15 protein-coding genes are annotated in these 18,445 nt (G+C 36.9%); 6 read left to right on the forward strand and 9 right to left on the reverse strand.

The window, feature by feature from the left end:
* Window positions 1–165: 165 nt before the first annotated feature.
* From purH to purM, 3 genes are all read right to left on the reverse strand, one after another.
* Complete coding sequence (gene purH / locus B0I22_RS06035; protein WP_133943733.1) at window positions 166–1,683, reverse strand: bifunctional phosphoribosylaminoimidazolecarboxamide formyltransferase/IMP cyclohydrolase; 1,518 nt, start codon at window positions 1,681–1,683, stop codon at window positions 166–168.
* 198 nt (window positions 1,684–1,881) lie between these two features.
* Window positions 1,882–2,445, reverse strand: a complete 564-nt coding sequence (purN, locus tag B0I22_RS06040) for a phosphoribosylglycinamide formyltransferase (RefSeq protein WP_133943734.1) — start codon at window positions 2,443–2,445, stop codon at window positions 1,882–1,884.
* Between the two features lie 75 nt (window positions 2,446–2,520).
* Window positions 2,521–3,513 (reverse strand): phosphoribosylformylglycinamidine cyclo-ligase, encoded by a 993-nt coding sequence (purM, locus tag B0I22_RS06045; RefSeq protein WP_133943735.1) that lies wholly within the window; start codon window positions 3,511–3,513, stop codon window positions 2,521–2,523.
* Between the two features lie 637 nt (window positions 3,514–4,150).
* Here purM and B0I22_RS06050 point away from each other — a divergent pair.
* Together B0I22_RS06050 and B0I22_RS06055 are read left to right on the forward strand one after the other, a co-directional pair.
* Entirely contained in the window at window positions 4,151–4,534 is a 384-nt protein-coding gene (locus B0I22_RS06050; RefSeq protein ID WP_133943736.1) for a hypothetical protein, read from the forward strand.
* Between the two features lie 217 nt (window positions 4,535–4,751).
* On the forward strand, window positions 4,752–7,013 hold the full coding sequence (locus B0I22_RS06055; RefSeq protein ID WP_133943737.1) for a glycoside hydrolase family 3 C-terminal domain-containing protein: 2,262 nt from the start codon (window positions 4,752–4,754) through the stop codon (window positions 7,011–7,013).
* Window positions 7,014–7,346: 333 nt separating this feature from the next.
* Here B0I22_RS06055 and B0I22_RS06060 read toward each other — a convergent pair whose 3' ends face one another.
* Window positions 7,347–9,101 carry an endonuclease gene (locus tag B0I22_RS06060; protein ID WP_133943738.1) on the reverse strand — a complete coding sequence of 585 codons (1,755 nt, stop codon included), beginning with the start codon at window positions 9,099–9,101 and terminating at the stop codon, window positions 7,347–7,349.
* A 12-nt stretch (window positions 9,102–9,113) separates the two neighbouring features.
* Window positions 9,114–9,641: a tRNA methyl transferase PRC-barrel domain-containing protein gene (locus B0I22_RS06065; RefSeq protein ID WP_166668183.1), complete on the reverse strand. Its 528-nt coding sequence runs from the start codon at window positions 9,639–9,641 to the stop codon at window positions 9,114–9,116.
* Window positions 9,642–9,987: 346 nt separating this feature from the next.
* On the opposite strand from B0I22_RS06065, the gene B0I22_RS06070 reads away from it, so the two are divergent.
* Both B0I22_RS06070 and B0I22_RS06075 read left to right on the forward strand, forming a co-directional pair.
* Complete coding sequence (locus B0I22_RS06070) at window positions 9,988–10,479, forward strand: hypothetical protein (RefSeq protein ID WP_133943740.1); 492 nt, start codon at window positions 9,988–9,990, stop codon at window positions 10,477–10,479.
* Window positions 10,480–10,528: 49 nt separating this feature from the next.
* The gene (locus B0I22_RS06075) at window positions 10,529–11,374 is read left to right on the forward strand and encodes a YoaK family protein (RefSeq protein ID WP_133943741.1); all 846 of its coding nucleotides are present in this window, start codon (window positions 10,529–10,531) and stop codon (window positions 11,372–11,374) included.
* Window positions 11,375–11,484: 110 nt separating this feature from the next.
* Here the strand turns inward: B0I22_RS06075 and trxB are convergent, their stop codons facing one another.
* The 3 genes from trxB to holA form a co-directional block, all read right to left on the reverse strand.
* Complete coding sequence (gene trxB, locus B0I22_RS06080; protein WP_133943742.1) at window positions 11,485–12,456, reverse strand: thioredoxin-disulfide reductase; 972 nt, start codon at window positions 12,454–12,456, stop codon at window positions 11,485–11,487.
* A gap of 179 nt (window positions 12,457–12,635) precedes the next feature.
* Window positions 12,636–13,331, reverse strand: a complete 696-nt coding sequence (locus B0I22_RS06085; protein WP_133943743.1) for a hypothetical protein — start codon at window positions 13,329–13,331, stop codon at window positions 12,636–12,638.
* A gap of 28 nt (window positions 13,332–13,359) precedes the next feature.
* The gene (gene holA, locus B0I22_RS06090) at window positions 13,360–14,397 is read right to left on the reverse strand and encodes a DNA polymerase III subunit delta (protein WP_133943744.1); all 1,038 of its coding nucleotides are present in this window, start codon (window positions 14,395–14,397) and stop codon (window positions 13,360–13,362) included.
* 21 nt (window positions 14,398–14,418) lie between these two features.
* Between holA and B0I22_RS06095 the strand changes: the two genes are divergently transcribed.
* Entirely contained in the window at window positions 14,419–14,853 is a 435-nt protein-coding gene (locus B0I22_RS06095; RefSeq protein WP_133943745.1) for a type I restriction enzyme HsdR N-terminal domain-containing protein, read from the forward strand.
* Window positions 14,854–14,920: 67 nt separating this feature from the next.
* Complete coding sequence (locus B0I22_RS06100) at window positions 14,921–17,407, forward strand: AsmA family protein (RefSeq protein WP_133943746.1); 2,487 nt, start codon at window positions 14,921–14,923, stop codon at window positions 17,405–17,407.
* Window positions 17,408–17,437: 30 nt separating this feature from the next.
* Here the strand turns inward: B0I22_RS06100 and B0I22_RS06105 are convergent, their stop codons facing one another.
* Window positions 17,438–18,445 carry a VWA domain-containing protein gene (locus B0I22_RS06105; RefSeq protein WP_133943747.1) on the reverse strand — a complete coding sequence of 336 codons (1,008 nt, stop codon included), beginning with the start codon at window positions 18,443–18,445 and terminating at the stop codon, window positions 17,438–17,440.

Genomic DNA, 18,445 nt, shown 5'->3' on the forward strand with positions numbered 1-18,445 from the left:
TAAATTTTTTAGGGCAGCTTTTCCGCCTTCCGCTCCCAATCTTTTTTGCAGACGATTCCCTATTCATTAGAAATTGAGTACACGCAAAAAAGGATTTCCGCTCAAGTCGGACTGCAGATTCCACGTAAATCAACGTTTGAACAAAAATTTAGAACTATCTTATTATCAATGCAAGAAATGTCTCATTCCCGTGAACAACATCGGGATTTGATGCTCATTCGCTGCTTCGATAGAATCATTGTCTCTAATACTTCCACCTGGCTGAATAATCGCCTTGATGCCTTCCTGAGCGCAGAAATCCACCACATCTCGGAAAGGGAAAAACGCATCCGAAGCCAAAACCAACTCGCCATCGAATTTCTCTTTGGCTCTTTCAATCGCTTGTTGCGTTGCCCAGATCCTGTTCACTTGTCCACCACCGATTCCGATGGACTGAACACCGTTTGAAACTACGATTGCGTTGGATTTTACATATTTCACAACTCTTTGCGAAAACAACAATGCTTTTCTTTGTTCGTCTGTTGGAGCAGTTTCTGTCACTACTTTAATATCTTCTGAGAATTGGTCGTCGGCGCTTTGAACCAACATTCCGCCATCGATTTTTACCCAAGCTTGTTTGTCTGTCACTTGGTTTTTGATTTTGATGATTCTAAGGTTTTTCTTTTTTCTAAGGATTTCCAGAGCATCTTCGTCAAAGTCCGTTGCCATCACGATTTCAAGGAAAGTTTTGTTCAGTTCCTCAGCCGTTGCCGCGTCCACTTTATAATTCATTCCGATGATGCCACCGAAGATGGAAACCGGGTCGCACTCGAATGTTTTGGTGTAAGTTTCCAAAGCTGAAGTTCCAACCGCAACACCACAAGGCGTTGAGTGTTTCACAGCACAACAAGCCAATTCATCTTTGAACTCATTCACCACTTTCCAACATAAATCCATATCTCTCAAATTATTGAAAGACAATTCCTTACCTCCCAAAATTTCGAAATCTTTCATTGCGCCATTTTCGAAAGTCGAAGTGTAATATGCAGCCGACTGATGAGGATTTTCGCCGTAGCGCAAGTCTGAAACCTTTTTGTAAGAAGCGTTCAGATAAGTTGGATATTCTTCATCCAAAAGCATTCTGGAAATCGCTGCATCATAAGCGGAAGTCAGATTAAACACTTTTCCAGCCAATTTCTTTCTGGTTTCGATGCTTGAATCGCCATTTTCTGACATTTCATTTTTGATGATTTCGTAATCATTCACATCTGTCAAAACCACAACTGAATTAAAATTCTTAGCGGCAGAACGCAACATAGAAGGTCCACCAATGTCGATGAATTCAACTTTTTCGTCAAGAGAAATTTCTTTGTTCACGTTCTCGAAAAACGGATAAAGATTAACGATGACCATATCAATCAATCCGATTTCGTACTCCTGAACGGTTTTCATATGTTCCTCGTTGGAACGAACCGCCAACAATCCGCCGTGAACTTTCGGGTGCAGGGTTTTCACTCTGCCGTCCAGCATTTCCGGAAAATCTGTGACTTCATCGATTTGAATTGGACTCAAACCAGCGTCTTTCAAATGTTTGAATGTACCACCGGTGGAAATCAATTCGTAGTTCTGTTTTTCCAGAAATCTTGCGAAATCCACCAAACCGCTTTTATCAGATACGCTGATAAGTGCTCTCTTTTTACTCATACCTTCTCTTTCAAATTTTACTTTTTACAGTTTTATCCAAACTGTGATTTACCGGTTCTTTCACCTCCGGATTTACTTTTTATTTTACTTAGATTTTATCTATCATTAATTAAAGTTAATTTGAATTGAAATTTACAAATCATTATATTATAATAATTTACGAATTAAAATATTACTTTCACTTTAACTAATTCAATTCTATTTATTAAGAACCAAATCAATGGCTTTTGGAAAAATATCGTACTCGACAAGATGGACTTTTTCAGCTACTTTTTCAGCCGTGTCATTTTCGTCAATCTCAAATTTTCCTTGTAGAATCACTTCGCCTTCATCGATTCCTGAAGTGACGTAATGAACACTTGCACCACTTTCTTTTTCGCCAGCTTCAATCACAGCATTATGAACGTGATGTCCCCACATCCCTTTTCCACCAAATTTTGGTAACAACGCTGGATGAATATTAATGATTTTCCCTTCCCATTTTTTGCAGAATTCCGGTTTAAGGATGGATAGAAAACCCGCCAAAACAATCAAATCTGTGTTCTCGGGAATGGCTTGCTCAAGATTTTCGGAAAAGTCTTTTCCACGTTTGATTAATTCATTCGGGATTTGATGTTTCTGCGCTCTTTCCAGTCCGAAGCATTCACGGTCTGCAATGACTTGGATGATTCTTGCATTTCGGATTTCTCCGCTATCAATGCAATCGATAATCCTTTGAAGATTGGTTCCTGAACCTGAAATTAAAATGGTGATGTTCTTCATTTTTTTGTAAAATGTAAAAAGTATTAATGTCTTAATGACTCTTTAAAATCGTCAATACTTTTTACTTGAATACATTTATACAATTAAATTGATTTTCTCAGTTCCCTCAGTAATTTCGCCCACTACATAAGCGTCTTCCAAAAGGTCAAGGATTTTATCTACGTGATTTTCGTCGGTTACGAGAACCATTCCAACGCCCATATTGAACGTTCCAAACATCTCTTCTCTTGCGATGTTGCCACGTTTTTCCAATTCCTGCATTACGGTTGGAATTTGGATTTTTGAAGCATCGATTGTTGCACAAAGTCCTTCTGGGATAATTCTTGGCACATTTTCGTACAATCCGCCTCCCGTGATGTGCGCGATGCCGTAAAGTGGTGCTTCTTCCAACACTTTGTGAATGTCTTGATAATACAATCTCGTAGGCACCAAAAGTGTTTCGTACAAAGGTTTTCCTTCAAATTGCTCTTCGAAATCCGGGAATATTTTTCTTACCAATGAAAATCCGTTGGAATGAAATCCTGAACTTGGAATGACAATGATTTTGTTTCCAGTTCTGATTTTTGAACCGTCGATAATTCGGTCTTTTTCTACAATTCCGACGCAGAATCCTGCAACATCATAATCGCCTGGCTGGTACATTCCTGGCATTTCGGCAGTTTCGCCACCAATCAATGCGCAATTGTTGTCTTTACAAGCTTTTACCATTCCGAGAACAATCTCTGTGGCAATCTCAGAATCGAGTTTTCCGCAAGCTAAATAATCCAGGAAAAACAATGGTTTTGCACCGTGACAAACGATATCATTGGCACACATTGCGAAACAGTCAACGCCGATAGAAGCATATTGTTTGGTATCCAAAGCTATTTTGAGCTTGGTTCCAACGCCATCGGTTCCGGAAACCAATACGGGATTTTTGTAGCCCGCAATCTCGTAGAAAGCCCCAAAGCTTCCCAGATTGTTGAGAACGTTTTTGTTATGGGTTTCGGCAACGGCAGATTTGATTTTATCTACGGTTTTATAGCCTTCTTCTTTATCGACTCCGGCGGATTTATAGGTATTGCTCATTTTAATTTTTATTGATGATCTAACAAAAGCTGTGCTATTGTTAACAATATGTTTTTGTGTTATTTAGAAATAAAATCTTTCTTTCTTCATCCACTCTTTCAGGTTTGTGAGGCCTGAAAGAATATCAGAATTTACTAGATTTATTTCAAACTTACTTCTTCAGATTTTTTAAATAAAAAAGCCGACAATCTTTTAGATTATCGGCCGTTATTTTAGTCCACAAGTTCGGAGGTGTTTATGTAATTCTCTTGGCAAGAATTAGGATATTTCTCAAAATGAACTTGTTTGTTTTTCACTTTCATTATTTGATAGCAAAGTTACGCAAACTTAACATAATATTCCAAAAGCTGAGCTAAAATTATTTCCTTGAAAATTACTTGAGCTCAAATACACAATCTAACAATCTTATTATCAAATACTTAATAGTGATTAAAAATTTCAATAATAGAAAATACTAAAATCTAATTTTTAAATTTTGTCTTTGATTATAGTTTTCAAAATCGCCTCTATGCTTCAATATTTGAAAGGAATATAACTTTCAAATTAAACAATTTGCAATATTTTGGTCTTAAAATTGATATTGTGATTATTATACAAAATTTTCTATTTGGCATTCAACTCTATAAATTCTTAAGCTATGATTTTCGATAAAAACTACCTCAAACCAAGCAACGAAATATCCTATCACGTCTATCAGGAAGAGACTTCTCAAAGTGATTTTGTAAATCCTTATAATGATAGTCCTTATCTGATAAGTTCTCTGCAGAAATTAAAAAACAAAGTCATTTGTAAAAAAAAGAAGAAAATCATTGAAGAATGCTTAGATAATTACGCGGAGGATACTGTCAAAAATCCGGAAATCAACGTCTTCAAAAATATAGATGATATGAACCCTACCGCCTCTTTTGCGGATTATGCAAAATCTTCTTACCAAAAAGTTCTAAAGGATTTGGAAAATATTCAGATGCTGATTGACAAACTGGACAGCAATGAACCATCTTCTATGAAAATGATTTCTTAAAGAAAATACATTTATTAACTTCTATCAAATTCTATAATGCTCTGAAATTGTTCAGGGCATTTTTATTTTACATTAATGAACCGAATATGAACAACTTTCTGATTTATTAAATTAAGAAAACTTTAGAAACATTCATTTTATTAAGATTTATGTATTTTCTCACAGTGAGATAATAAAGATTTAGTTACTTTTGTAAATAACCAAAACAAAGAAATCTATGCTTAAGAAAACTTTCCTTTTAGGTTTTTTCTCACTTAGTTATGCTGTTTCTATGGCACAATCTAACAATTTACCCATCTATCTGGACGATTCCAAACCTGTGGAACAAAGAGTGAAAGACGCACTTTCCCGCATGACTGTGGAAGAAAAAGTGGCAATGTTGCACGCGCAATCCAAATTCAGTTCTCCAGGCGTACCAAGATTGGGAATCCCAGAATTCTGGACAACAGATGGTCCTCACGGCGTACGCTCCGAAGTGATTTGGGACGAGTGGGATCAGGCCGGATGGACCAATGACTCCATTATCGCCTATCCTGCCCTCACTGCTTTGTCCGCAACTTGGAACAAAAAAATGTCTTACAAATATGGAAAAGCTTTGGGAGAAGAAGCGCGTTACAGAAAAAAAGACATTCTCTTAGGTCCAGGTGTCAATATCTACAGAACGCCTTTGAATGGGAGAAACTTCGAGTATATGGGAGAAGATCCTTTCTTGGCTTCGAAAATGGTAGTTCCTTATATTCACGGGGTGCAGTCCAACGGTGTTGCAACAAGTGTGAAGCATTTTGCTCTGAATAATCAAGAAACTTTCCGACATACAAGCAATGTGATTGTGGACAACCGAACTCTGTACGAAATCTATCTTCCGCCTTTCAAGGCCGCTGTAACTGAGGGTGATTCTTGGACGATAATGGGCGCTTATGATCTCTACAAAGGTCAATATGCCAGCCAAAATCAATATCTTTTGAATGATATTCTGAAAGGTGAATGGAAATACAAAGGCGTTGTAGTCTCCGATTGGGGCGCTGTGAATAATACAGAACAAGCCATCCATAACGGTCTGGATATGGAATTCGGGAGTTGGACCAACGGACTTTCTGCCGGAACTAAAAATGCTTATGACAATTACTATCTCGCTCAGCCTTATTTAAATTTGATTAAATCTGGAAAAGTCGGCACCAAAGAACTGGATGACAAAGTAACCAGAATCCTGAATCTAGCCTACAAAACCACGATGAACAAGAATAAGCCTTTCGGAAATATTGCTTCGGAAGAGCATATTGCTACGGCAAAACAAGTGGGTGAAGAAGGTATTGTCTTGTTGAAAAATCAGAACAATGTACTACCAATTGACATTAATAAAGCTAAAAAAATTGCAGTCATTGGTGAGAATGCCATCAAAATAATGACTGTTGGCGGTGGATCATCTTCCTTGAAAGCCAAATATGAAGTTCTCCCGTTAGACGGTATCAAATCAAGATTTGGGAAACAATCTGAAATCAAATTTGCAAGAGGCTATGTTGGAGATCCAGGCGGAGAATACAACGGTGTAAAATCCGGACAAGACCTGAAAGAAACCCGTTCTGCTGATGAGTTATTGAAAGAAGCTGTAGAATTAGCCAAAAATTCGGATTACGTGATCTTCGTAGGTGGACTTAATAAAAGTGAATACCAAGATAATGAAGGAATCGACCGCAAGAGTTACGGTTTGCCATACAATCAGGACAATGTGATCACTGCTTTGGCAAAAGCCAATAAAAACTTTGCGGTGGTTCTGGTTTCCGGAAATGCTGTTGCAATGCCTTGGATCAAAGACGTTCCTACAGTTCTTCAAAATTGGTATTTGGGCTCGGAAGCAGGGAATTCTTTGGCTTCTATTCTGGCTGGAGATGCCAATCCGTCTGGGAAATTGCCTTTCACATTTCCTGTAAAATTGGAAGATAATTCTGCACACAAACTAGGTGAATACCCTGGGAACAAAGAGGAATTGGCTTTAGGAAAAGGCAAGGATCAGAAAAACCCGATCAATATTACTTATAACGAAGGAATTTTTGTCGGTTACCGTTGGCACGACACGCAGAATATCAAACCATTATTCAGCTTTGGTCACGGATTGAGTTATACGACATTTGAATTTGGAAAAGCTAAAGCAGATAAAACAACAATCGGACAGGATGATAAAATAACTTTCACTTTTACGGTTAAGAATACTGGTAAAAAAGCTGGTGCAGAGGTTGCGCAACTTTATATTAATGATATCAAATCTTCCGTCCCAAGACCAGCCAAAGAGTTGAAAGGTTTTGAGAAAATATTCCTAAATCCAGGCGAAGAAAAATCAGTGAGCATTACGATTGACAAAGAAGCATTGAGCTTTTTTGATGCTGACAAACACGCTTGGGTTGCAGAACCGGGAGATTTTGAAGCGTTGATTGGTAATTCTTCGGATAATATTAAAACTAAAGTTAAGTTTACTCTGAAATAACAATCTGTTTTACATAACTTCAATATCAATCAATAAGAAAAGCCTGAGAATATCTCAAGCTTTTCTTATACAATATATGAGGTTTGGAAAACTAACTATTTATTAATTGCTCTTTTCGAACGTTTGCTAAATGTGAATTTATATGGAATCCGCAGCCCGACCTGAATGGAGCTCATTTTTTGTGTGGCTTTAGCTGTGGCAAAAAATAGCGGGAACCTTTCGACAAGCTCAGGATAAACTGCGGGCGGAAATAGCTGCCCAAATAATTAACCAAACAAAAACCCGAAAGATTGCTCTTCCGGGTTTTATGAATGGTAATATTACTGTATCGGATTACTCAACAATAATTTTACTTGATTGATTTTTAGTCGTTACAATGTAAACACCTTTAGCCAATTTCTTAAGGCTTACTTTACCTTTGTTCTCTACCTGATTGATGGTTTGAACCAATTGCCCGTTTAGGCTGTAGATTTTTACAGTCTCATTCTTTTCTATTCCGCTGATGTAGAACTCGTTGTTCTTCACTGGGTTTGGATAGATTGAGATTTTTGCTTTTTGAGCGTCGATATCGTCTGTTGCCAATCCTGCAAAACAAGTCCAAGACAAGTCATCAAAAGATACACGGTGATCTGTGGTGGTATTTACCAATTCTATCACGATGTCACCTGCAACATTGATGTTGTTGATGGTTGTCGTTTTAGCCGTTTTAGAATAAGGGATTGTTCCTTTTTCTATTCCATTAATTTTCAGAACATAGCTACCTTCAGAATCATTGTAAGGTAAAAATGTTTTCACAGTTAGAGAACCAATACCGCCTGCGATTGTAGAAGATTTCAGAGAACCTTGTCTGATACAGATGGCTCTATTGTTGTCTCCACTAATGTAAACTGCCTTATCCGTTCTTGCTTTTGTAGCATTCCAAGTGATCCCTTTACTGGTCCATTCTCTGTCTTGATAAGAAGAATTTGTAGCTGGGATATTTTCGAAATCTTCTGTTCCACAAGATCCTTCAGCCGGATTTCCTGGACCATTGGATGTTGTACCTTCTACCACATTACTGTTTGCAGATCTGTTACCAGCCGCATCTCTAGCAATCACGTGGAAAGAATATGTGGTTACAGGGCTTAAACCAGAAACCGTTCCGCTAGTTGAAGAAACAGAAGTTTTATAAGCATCATTAAGATAAATATCATAACTCGTTACAGCTACATTGTCTGTAGATGCATTCCAAGATAATGAAACTGTTGAAGAAGAACTTCCAGTTACAGCAAGATTTGTAGGCGCAGTTGGTGCTACGGTATCAGATGTCGAACCTCCATTGAAAGTATCAGGCCAAGTGTTCTGTGCTGCAGGTCCTCCCCAAATCACAGTTGCCAAATAAGGGTTGTCGATGAATGGATTTCTGTTTTTCTGCGTGTTGGCAACAATATTATTTCTTTGTCTTTCGAAATCAGATACAGGATCTTCTACATTCCATTTCAGTAAAATATCTGGGAAGTCAGAAGAGTAAGTAGCAGGATTCATAGTAATATTAAGTGGAAGACATCTGCTGTTGTATCTCACGTACATATACATAAGGATTCTTGCAACATCGCCTTTCCACTCATTCCCTGGATACCATCCACCTCTGCTTGTTTTCATTGCCGTAGCACCAGTTCCGTCATCAAAAAGAAGACTTCCTCTTGTACTATTTAGCGTAATATCTGCCGGACGAAGGTGGTGTCCATCTGCTCCAGGACCAGATGTTCCAAGATTTGGTGTTCCTTTGGATTTTGCATAAACGTGCTCTCTGTTCCAAGATCCATTTTTTGCACGACTTCTCTGATGTGTTCCAGAAGAAGTTGTAGATCCGTAGATCAATAATAAATTTGATGGATTTTCTGGATCCACATCACTCACTGCCAATAGTGTTTTCAACTCACTGTAAGAGATAGTCTTTGAGTGTGTCGAAGTAATAAGAGTAGCAAGATCAGACTTCAAATTGTTCTTTGTTTTGCTAAAGTCCACACCAGAATAATAAGATGGTGCTGACTGTGCATACATCGCCAATGAAACGATACTTGCTAATAATGAAAATTTTAATTTCATACAGTTAATTATTTAAATTAGGTTGATTCTTGATATGATTTGATGATCTGTAATGATGTCTAATGGATGGTTGTAAACTGAGATAGTCAGCGGTTTTTCCAATTCTAACATCACGGTATCGTTCTGAAGATATAATTTGCCTGAGATCTTTTCTTCGAAGGCTTCAGATTTAAGATTTATGATAATTCCATCTTCAATAGAACTAAGATTATCTATTTGATTTTTATTAAAAGTGATAATACGCGTCCAAAGTCCTGGATGATCTTCGCCTTGTCCGACGAAGAGCTGATTGGTTTCTTCATTGATGCCAATGACGTAAAGCGGTGCTTTCTTTCCGCCAACGTTGATTCCTTTTCTCTGACCAAGTTTGAAATGATGGGTCCCCTGATGCTCACCTACCAAAAAACCATCAAAAAGACCATAATTTCTCTTCTGTAGATTCACATTCAATTCATCCAGTTTTGAGCTGAATGTGGAATGATCGTCTTCAAAGATTGGAGAGGATGATGGTATTTCTATAATTTGGCCAGGTTTTACCACGTATCGCAGATTATTTATTATGCCCGCTACGGAAATAATTCATTATTCTTATGTAATAAATAACGGGGGCGCTAATGTAATTATTTTAATTCACATGAATCTCACTTTCTTTCAAAGTTTTACAAAAACGTAACAAAAGCTTAATTTACGATGACGAGGTCGTGTATTTGTGAAGTTAAATTTGCATTTCGCTGCTTTTCAAATATGAATAATTCCCTGAAAAATGAAATTCTAATCTCATTTTAATCTCTTTAATTACATTTTAATTTCGTTCCAAAGACTTTCTAATTTGGCAGATATAGTTTTGTATCATCAAAAAATAACAACTCACAAAAATTATAAAGTTATGATCAAAACCATTTTAATTGCTACGGACTTTTCGCTTGAATCTTTGGAAATTCTAAAGAAAGTTTTGAAAAATAAAAGTGAACAAAACGACGGAACTCGTTTCAACATTCTTTTCGTTTCTGGTTATGATATGGGCGATTCTATCAGAGATCTATTGTTTACTTCCAAGTCTTCTATTCTTGGAAAAATCAGATCTGAGGAGTTTTGTGATGCTTACAGTATCATCAATAACAAATATCCAAACCTCATCAACAAAATCACTTGTGACATCTTTACAGGAAGTTTCCAAAGAACCTTCAACACTTATATGGAAGTGATGAAAATAGATGAAGCCTACTTTGCTACTTCTAAAAGTAAAAGACTGGCGAAAAATCAATTCGAAATTACAAACTACCTGAAGAAAAACAAATTTGTACAGCCTCAGGAAGTGGTGACACAAGCACCAGACTTTGCCCCTGAAAAGGGAAGATTGGCAGAAGTTTTCTTGTAAAATTTCATCTGCCAAAATACATTAAAATCAACATCAAAAAAATATTAATATGTTAAGAAATTATAGTAACAGCAGGACGTTGGGAGACAACATTAGACTGGGGACGCTGACTGCTTTTACGGCAGGAACTATAAACATAGCATCCCTTTTGATTTTCCTCTCTTTTACCTCCAATGTGACAGGACACTACGCAATTCTGGCAGCAGAAATAAGCCAAGGAAACTGGAAACAGGTTTTGGTAGTTGCAGGATGGATTTTCTTATTCTTTTTCGGAGGATTTGTAGCGAATCTTAGTGTGATAAATTTCAATAAAAAAAGTAAATATTTTGCACACGCACTTCCAATTATCTTAGAAATCTTGTGTCTTTTGACCGTGGGAATCTATGGTCAGTTCTACTACACCAAAACATTGGAAGAGACGGAAGCCTTGGTCGCATTGATGTTGTTCTCGACAGGTCTCCAAAATGGATTAACGGCGAGCATCTCCAATTTCTCTGTGAAGACGACTCACCTTACGGGAACTACAACTGATTTAGGTATTCTGGTTTCGATGTTTACGCAGAAAAAATTTAGAAAAAACCCAGAGTTGATTGCCCGAGCAAAATTATTATCGAGCATTATGGCCGCCTATGTCTTAGGAGCTGTATTCTCTGGATTGACTTACTACCACTTGGAATTCCGCGTGTTTTACGTGATAAGCTTCTGTCTTTTGGTCGTGATTGGCTATGATTTTTACACCATCAACATCCGACATTTCCGTACAGAATATAGATACTACAAGATCTATCACAAGCCGACTTTCATTGCATTTTTGTACTACAAATTGCATAACAAAGAGGAAAAACGAACCATCAGCCGACCTTCAAAAGCTAAATTAGCATTTAGCGAAGATTAGGATTAAAAACACTTCATATATAAATTAGTTTTTTGTAATAGTTCTTCAAAGAAATACACCGAGAATCTCTCGGTGTATTTTGATTTTTATATGATATGTTGTTGAATGGATTAATCCTGCTCTACCCAAGTATGGTTTTCGCCGGCTAATTCACCAAGATATTTCTCTGCATCCATTGCCGCCATACAGCCGCTTCCTGCCGCTGTGATCGCTTGTCTGTAATGGTGATCTTGAACATCGCCCGCAGCAAAAACACCTGGAAGATTGGTTCTTGCAGATTTACCTTCGGTAATGATATATTCGTTTTCGTCCAGGTCGATTTGCCCTTTGAAGATTCCCGTGTTGGGTTTGTGACCAATTGCAATGAAAATCCCGTGAACATCGATTGTAGAAACTTCGTCAGTCAAATTATTCACAACTTTCGCCCTTTCTACCAAAAAGTTCTCACCTTCGATTCCGATAAGTTCGTGGTTGTATTTCACTTCGATGTTTGGTGTGCTTAGAACTCTGTCCACCATTACTTTTGAAGCTCGGAAGTGATCTTTTCTAACCAATAAAGTGACTTTGTTACAGATTTTTGAAAGGTAAGTTGCTTCTTCCGCCGCCGTATCTCCAGCGCCAACTACCACAACATCTTTTCCTCTGTAGAAAAATCCGTCGCAAGTTGCGCACGCAGAAACACCTCCGCCAGAATATTTTTTCTCATCTTCAAGACCAAGATATTTTGCGGCTGCTCCAGTTGAAATGATGACGCTTTTCGCCAAAATCTCACGAGAACCTGTGCTCAATTTGTGGATTCCACCTCTTTCTTTGGAGAATTCCACTTTGGAAATCATCTCGTAATGAACCTTGGTTTCGAAACGTTCCGCTTGCTTTTGCAAATGCAACATCATTTCCGGACCCGTAATTCCGTCTGGATAACCTGGGAAATTTTCCACTTCAGTTGTAGTTGTTAATTGTCCGCCCGGTTCCAAACCTGTGAATAATTCTGGTTTCAGACTTGCTCTTGCTGCGTAGATTGCGGCGGTAAAACCAGCTGGTCCAGATCCTACAATCACACAATCTAAGATATTGTTTTCCATTTTTATGATTAAATTATTTTATTCTTTAAGGGTAAATGATGAATCGACTTTTTTCTCGATTTTAAGTTTTCAAATATAAATCTTTACGCGAAAAAAGCGAACACAAATTTCGGGAATTAATTATTCATAACCTATCTAAACTGTCGATTTGAAAGATATGAATGATGAATCATATTTGATTATTGCTGATTAAAAACAAAAGCCAGAATAATCAGCACAATATCAACTCCAACAAGAATCCAAACCAATTTTAAATCCGGCTCTGCAAATCCTTCTATGAATTGTCTGATTTTAAGAGACAAAATACTACTCAAATTAGTGTCAGGATTCTTAAAATCCACATCATCCATTTTGATTTTTTTGAGAACGAATTTGATAATTCTCTTCTGCAATTTGGGTGTTTGCGAATCATTGTTAATAGTATCCAACAATTTGACTTTCACTACGCTCCATTCTGTGATATTCTTTAAAAATCCAGGTTGCTTTTGAAGTATTTTATCGATGTAAAAATCAATTTTTGGTTCGATGAAATCTGCAATCTTATATTTCCAAACGTTGTAAACAGCGGAAGCGATGGCATTTTTATTAGCCAAAATAATGAAAAGAACAGGTGCTAGAATTCCTACAGTCAAAAGCAAAGCCGTCCAAAACTCGACCATAAAAAGGAAAATAAATCCCATAATTGCTCCCAAGATTCCCGCGTGCGCCGAAGCTGGAAATCCACCACCCGAATTGTCACCCAATAAAATAATTGCAATCACAATATTGACAATCATAATGACCGAGCCTATCAACGAAACTTTGATCCAAGCCAAGGAAGCTTTTCCACTGATTTTTGCGAAAAGTTTGATGTTCCCAATTAATTCTTCTTTCATTTGTGTATTTTGTTTTTAATTAATGATTTTAAACCTTCACTTTCAGCTCATCTACTTTGATTATTTTGTAAACCAGCTCTTTATAGATTTCGTCATCTTCCATTTGTCGCACGCCAACGCCTTTGGATTTCAAATCCATTTCGCGAAGTATGGAAATGACTCTTGTCGCGTGCTTCAAAGGATAAAATCGCGCCGCTTCCGAATAATCTTTGATGGCATAAGGATTCACACCCATAGTTGATGCGATGGTTTGAGGAGATTGTCCGGTCAAAGTGTGGTAAATGACAATATTCGAAAAGAAATTGTACAATGCTCCGAAAGCCATCTGCACAGGATTCGATTTTTTGTTTTTGCCCATATAATAAGCAATGCTAAAAGCCTTCGCCTGGTCTTTAGTCGCCAATGCTTTTTGAAGTTCGAAGATGTTAAAATCCTTGCTGATCCCGATATGCTCCTCGATGATTTTCCCGTCCAGAACCGCACCGTCTTTCAAAACTATTTTTAGTTTGTTCAATTCATTGGCAATTCTGGAAAGGTCGTTCCCGAGATATTCTGCCAAAAGGTGGCTGATGTTCGGTGCAGATTTGATTCCCATCACGCTCATTTCCCCTTGAATCCAAGTTGGAAGTTGATAATCTTTCATCTTTTCACTCGTGAAAAGCATTCCGGATTTGGCTAAAGTTTTGGTTACTTTTTTCCTCGCATCCAATTTCTTAAGCTTGTGTGCGAAAACTAAAATCGTGGACGGAACTGGATTTTCCAGATAAGATTCCAAAGCTTTAGATTCGTCGTCATTCAGTTTCATATCCTGCGCTTCTTTCACAATGATGAGTTGTTTGTCGCCCATCATCGGATATTGCCTGGCTAATGAAAGAACTTCCAGATAATTCGTATCTCTTCCGTACGCCACCGTTTGGTTGAAAGCCTTCTCATCTTCTTCCAAAACATCCTGCTCAAAATGCTTAACAGCAAGGTCGATATAAAAAGACTCATCGCCGTGAAGAAAATAAACCGGTAATAGTTCTTTATTTTTAATATTTTTGAGGATAATATCTATTTCTTTCATCTTACTCTTTCAACTTAATGTATGCTGGTTCCGAAACTTAACTTTGAAAATGACTTTGATTTGCAAATCAAACAAGACAAAGATACATTTTTTATCTATGATTTGGTGCGGAAAAACTGGTTCTTGCTCACACCAGAAGAGTGGGTAAGACAGCATTGGTTGCATTATTTTCACTTCATAAAAAAGAAAAATTTATCATCATTAATTCTTGAAAAAAAACTAGAATTGAATGGAACGACCAAGCGAATCGACCTTCTGGTTACAGAGAAAACAAAGCCAAAAATTTTGATCGAATGCAAAGCACCAAATATTGCTTTGAAACAAGTTCATTTTGAGCAGATTGCGCGTTACAACAGCTTGATTGGTGCAGAGCAGATCATCATCAGCAACGGACTTCATCATATTTTCGCAGAACACACGGAAAATGGTTATCAGTTTCGCAAAGATTTTGAATAAGTTAATCATAATGATTTATACTTTTGGAATAAGTATTGTTTATACCGAAATCTGAAACGGACACAGAATGAATGAAAAAACGACTAAGCCATCTAAACTGAAAAAAATATTGACCATCACCGGAATATCTATTCTGGTCTTGTTATTGATTTTTCCATTTGCGCTTGATGCTTATTTGAAACGTAAACTTCCCGACCTCATCAACGATAAAACGCCTTACCATCTGACGCTTGACAAATTCAATCTGAGTTTGTTTTCTGGTAATCTAAATGCGGAAAATCTTGTCATTAATAATAAAAACAAAAAAGATTCCACGGTCACACAGATCAATGGAACGGTGAAAGAATTGAAGATAGAAGATTTCAGCATTTGGAAAGCAATTTTTAATAAGACTTACAAAGCCAAAGATGTGGTTTTGATCGACCCAAATATCAGTGTGGTTTTCGCTCCGAAAAAGGACAAAAAAAATAAAGAGAAGAAAAAAATCGACATTGCTCTTGAAAACATTATTGTTTCGAATGGTAATGTGAAAATCAAAAGTCATAAAGGAAAAACTTTATTTAATGGGCAAAATATCAACATCAAGCTAACGAATATCAAGCAAAGTGACGACGCTTCCAAAATTCCTTTGGCCTTCGAAGAATTCAAGATTGATGCGCAAAATGTGGTCGTGACTGCGAATGAATTTTATGAAATTAATGCTAAAAAAATATCGGCAAAGAATAAAACTTTGAATATTCTTGGCTTTCACTTAGATCCCATTCAAAATCCGAAGAATTACAATGCTAAAAATATTTTCGATTTTTCTGCGGAGGAATTGATGGCGAAAAATTTTGTCATCAGTCAAGATTCCTTGATCGTTGACCAAATTGATTTTGTAAAACCTGATCTGAAAGTAACATCCACAGGCAAAAAAACGGTGGAGAAGAAAGTTGCGAAAGAGAAGGAAATGAACTTGAAAATCGGATTGAAAAATATCAATTTCAATCGAGGGAAAATTTTGGTTTTGCAGTCTAATCTTCAAAAAACAGCTTCGATTGACAATTTTAATTTCAAACTGAGCAACATAGTTTTTGACAAGAATACGGTGAAAGAAAAAATCCCGTTCCAATTTACCAATCACAATATCGAAGCGGAAAATATTTATCTGAAAACGGATGAACTTCAAGCTTTGAGAATTGGGAAAATAAAGTCAGAAAATCAAGATATTAGTATTGAAAATTTTGAGATGATTCCGCTTGGGAAAAGCATTCACAAAGATATTATCGAAATTAAAACTAATAAAATATTAATAATAAAAAACCAATCGAAATACATTGGTCAACAACTTAATTTGAATTTTGCAGGAATCGATGTGATGAATCCAAAGATTAAAATCTACTCCGCAAAACATAAATCTCAAACTAAAAAGAAAACAGCATCAACACCTGATTTCAAAGCTTTAATTGGAAAATTGAATATCAGCAATGGAACTTTCAAGCAAATTTCGGAAGGGAAAGAAAAGTTATCTGTGGGGAAATTTGATATTAATCTTAATGAAATAAAATCTGACAAAAATATTGCGAAAGAAGACTTTCCTTTCACGATAAAAAACAGATTAATTACCGCAAAAACCATCAATCTGGATGCTGGAAAACATTACAAATTGAAATTAGCATCATTGAAAAATTCAGGCAAACAAACCGATTTGCAAAATCTGGAATTTCTACCAAAATATTCTAGAGATGGCTTCAGCAAAGTGATTGCGAAGCAGGAAGATTTATACACAATCCGCACGAAACATATTTCAATCACGGACAAAGATTCGAAAATTGGAAAAAACACGGCTATCAATCTGGATAAAATCATCATCGATAATCTCCACTGCAACATCTACCACGATCTTGCGCCACCGGAAGACTACAGCGTTCGTTATCTGTTTGGGAAAAAGTTGCGTGATGTGAAGTTTCCGCTGTTCGTCAATCAAATTCAGTTGAGAAATTCTGGTTTGGTTTATGAGGAAAATGCGGTGAATGCAAACAAACCTGGAAAGTTGACTTTTGATGATTTTAACGCGACCATTAATAATGTCAATAACGCGAAAATCAAAGGTTTACCGACTTTGGTTTCCGTTGATGCTAATTTCAAATTCTATGGAACGGCTCCGACAACAGCAACTTGGAAATTTGATGTGAAAGATTTGAATGATAAATATAAGATTGCGGGAAATATCCAAAAACTTTCGGCGGATAATGTCAATCTTTTCGTTCGACCATATTTAAATGTGACTTTGGATGGAAAAATCGATTATGTGAAATTTGATTATTATGGTTCTAATGCAGGAATTGCGGGTAAATTCTACTTCAAATACAAAGATATGTACGTGAATTTCCTAAACAAAAAAAATGGAAAAGAACGCAAAATCTTATCCACAGTTGCCAATTGGTTTGTCAGAAACGAATCGACTGGAGAGCCGGAACACGTGAAAATCGAGAAAAAAAGAGATCCTGAAAAAAGCTTTTTCAATATGGTCTGGCAGGGAATTATGGAAGGTTTGAAGAAGTATGTGATTTAGAAATCAAAACTCATAATTCAGTATTTTTCTTTAAATATTAAAATCCTTCTTAGGATTGAAAAGATAAATCATCAAGAAAAAGAACACAGAAACCGCCAAAAAATATTGGTAATAATGAACAGCAGATTGCGAGCTAATCGTAGTTGTACTACTGCCAGTAGATTTTTGCAACTCAGAATTCAGATTACTGATAGCTTCCTCGAGATTGTTCCCGTTGATGTAACTTCCGCCTGTTGAAGATGCAATATTGTTGAGCGCTTTGGTTTGAAGTTTTGAAACCACAGTTTCGCCGTACAAATCTGATTTGTAACCCATCAATTGTCCGTAGTAATATTCCGGAATTGGTGCGCCATCTTCGGTTCCGACACCAATGGTAGTAATTTTGATTCCTTGTTTTTTCGCCAAATTGATAGCTTCTTCCTCGTGACCTTCGTTATCTTCGCCATCGCTTATCAAGACTACATTTTTCGAACCATTGCTGATGTTTTGGAATTTTTGAGAAGCAATCTCCATCGCTTTCAAAAAATCTGTACCTTGATTTTGGATTACACTGGTTTCTATGCCAGCAAGGTAAGTTTCCGCTGCAGAATAATCTGTGGACAAAGGCATTACCGAATAGGCATCGCCAGCAAAAACCACAATCCCTACTCTATCATTCGTCATTTTCTGAAGCGAATTGATGATGATATTTTTGGCTTCGTCCAATCGGCTTGGTTGGATGTCTTGGGCATTCATCGAGTTGGAAACGTCTAGGACAAAAATCGTGTTGCTGACATTTTGAGTAACGCTAATTTCTTCTTTTCCGCCCAACAAATCAATGATTGCAAAGATTAAAAATAAAAATCCCAAGAGATAGAAAAGTGGAAAAACCTTGGCGAATCCAGAGGTCTTTTCAAACAAAACATCTTGGAATCTGTCTTCCGCAAAAACATTCCTTCTTTTCCCTTTCCATCGAACATAATGAATCATAAAGTAACCGATGACAGGCAACAAAAGGAGTAAAAAAAGATACCAGTAATTTCCTAAATACCAATTCAT

It is taken from the genome of Epilithonimonas xixisoli, from assembly GCF_004365655.1.
GTDB classification, from domain to species: Bacteria; Bacteroidota; Bacteroidia; order Flavobacteriales; family Weeksellaceae; genus Epilithonimonas; species Epilithonimonas xixisoli.

What these genes read in the sequence shown, in the direction of transcription:
- purN (WP_133943734.1), bottom strand. Translation starts at nt 2,445, where the DNA reads ATGAAGAACATCACCATTTTAATTTCAGGTTCAGGAACCAATCTTCAA.
- B0I22_RS06100 (WP_133943746.1), top strand. Translation starts at nt 14,921, where the DNA reads ATGAATGAAAAAACGACTAAGCCATCTAAACTGAAAAAAATATTGACC.
- trxB (WP_133943742.1), bottom strand. Translation starts at nt 12,456, where the DNA reads ATGGAAAACAATATCTTAGATTGTGTGATTGTAGGATCTGGACCAGCT.
- B0I22_RS06075 (WP_133943741.1), top strand. Translation starts at nt 10,529, where the DNA reads ATGTTAAGAAATTATAGTAACAGCAGGACGTTGGGAGACAACATTAGA.
- B0I22_RS06050 (WP_133943736.1), top strand. Translation starts at nt 4,151, where the DNA reads ATGATTTTCGATAAAAACTACCTCAAACCAAGCAACGAAATATCCTAT.
- B0I22_RS06070 (WP_133943740.1), top strand. Translation starts at nt 9,988, where the DNA reads ATGATCAAAACCATTTTAATTGCTACGGACTTTTCGCTTGAATCTTTG.
- B0I22_RS06105 (WP_133943747.1), bottom strand. Translation starts at nt 18,445, where the DNA reads ATGAATTGGTATTTAGGAAATTACTGGTATCTTTTTTTACTCCTTTTG.
- B0I22_RS06060 (WP_133943738.1), bottom strand. Translation starts at nt 9,101, where the DNA reads ATGAAATTAAAATTTTCATTATTAGCAAGTATCGTTTCATTGGCGATG.
- purM (WP_133943735.1), bottom strand. Translation starts at nt 3,513, where the DNA reads ATGAGCAATACCTATAAATCCGCCGGAGTCGATAAAGAAGAAGGCTAT.
- B0I22_RS06095 (WP_133943745.1), top strand. Translation starts at nt 14,419, where the DNA reads ATGCTGGTTCCGAAACTTAACTTTGAAAATGACTTTGATTTGCAAATC.
- B0I22_RS06055 (WP_133943737.1), top strand. Translation starts at nt 4,752, where the DNA reads ATGCTTAAGAAAACTTTCCTTTTAGGTTTTTTCTCACTTAGTTATGCT.
- B0I22_RS06085 (WP_133943743.1), bottom strand. Translation starts at nt 13,331, where the DNA reads ATGAAAGAAGAATTAATTGGGAACATCAAACTTTTCGCAAAAATCAGT.
- purH (WP_133943733.1), bottom strand. Translation starts at nt 1,683, where the DNA reads ATGAGTAAAAAGAGAGCACTTATCAGCGTATCTGATAAAAGCGGTTTG.
- holA (WP_133943744.1), bottom strand. Translation starts at nt 14,397, where the DNA reads ATGAAAGAAATAGATATTATCCTCAAAAATATTAAAAATAAAGAACTA.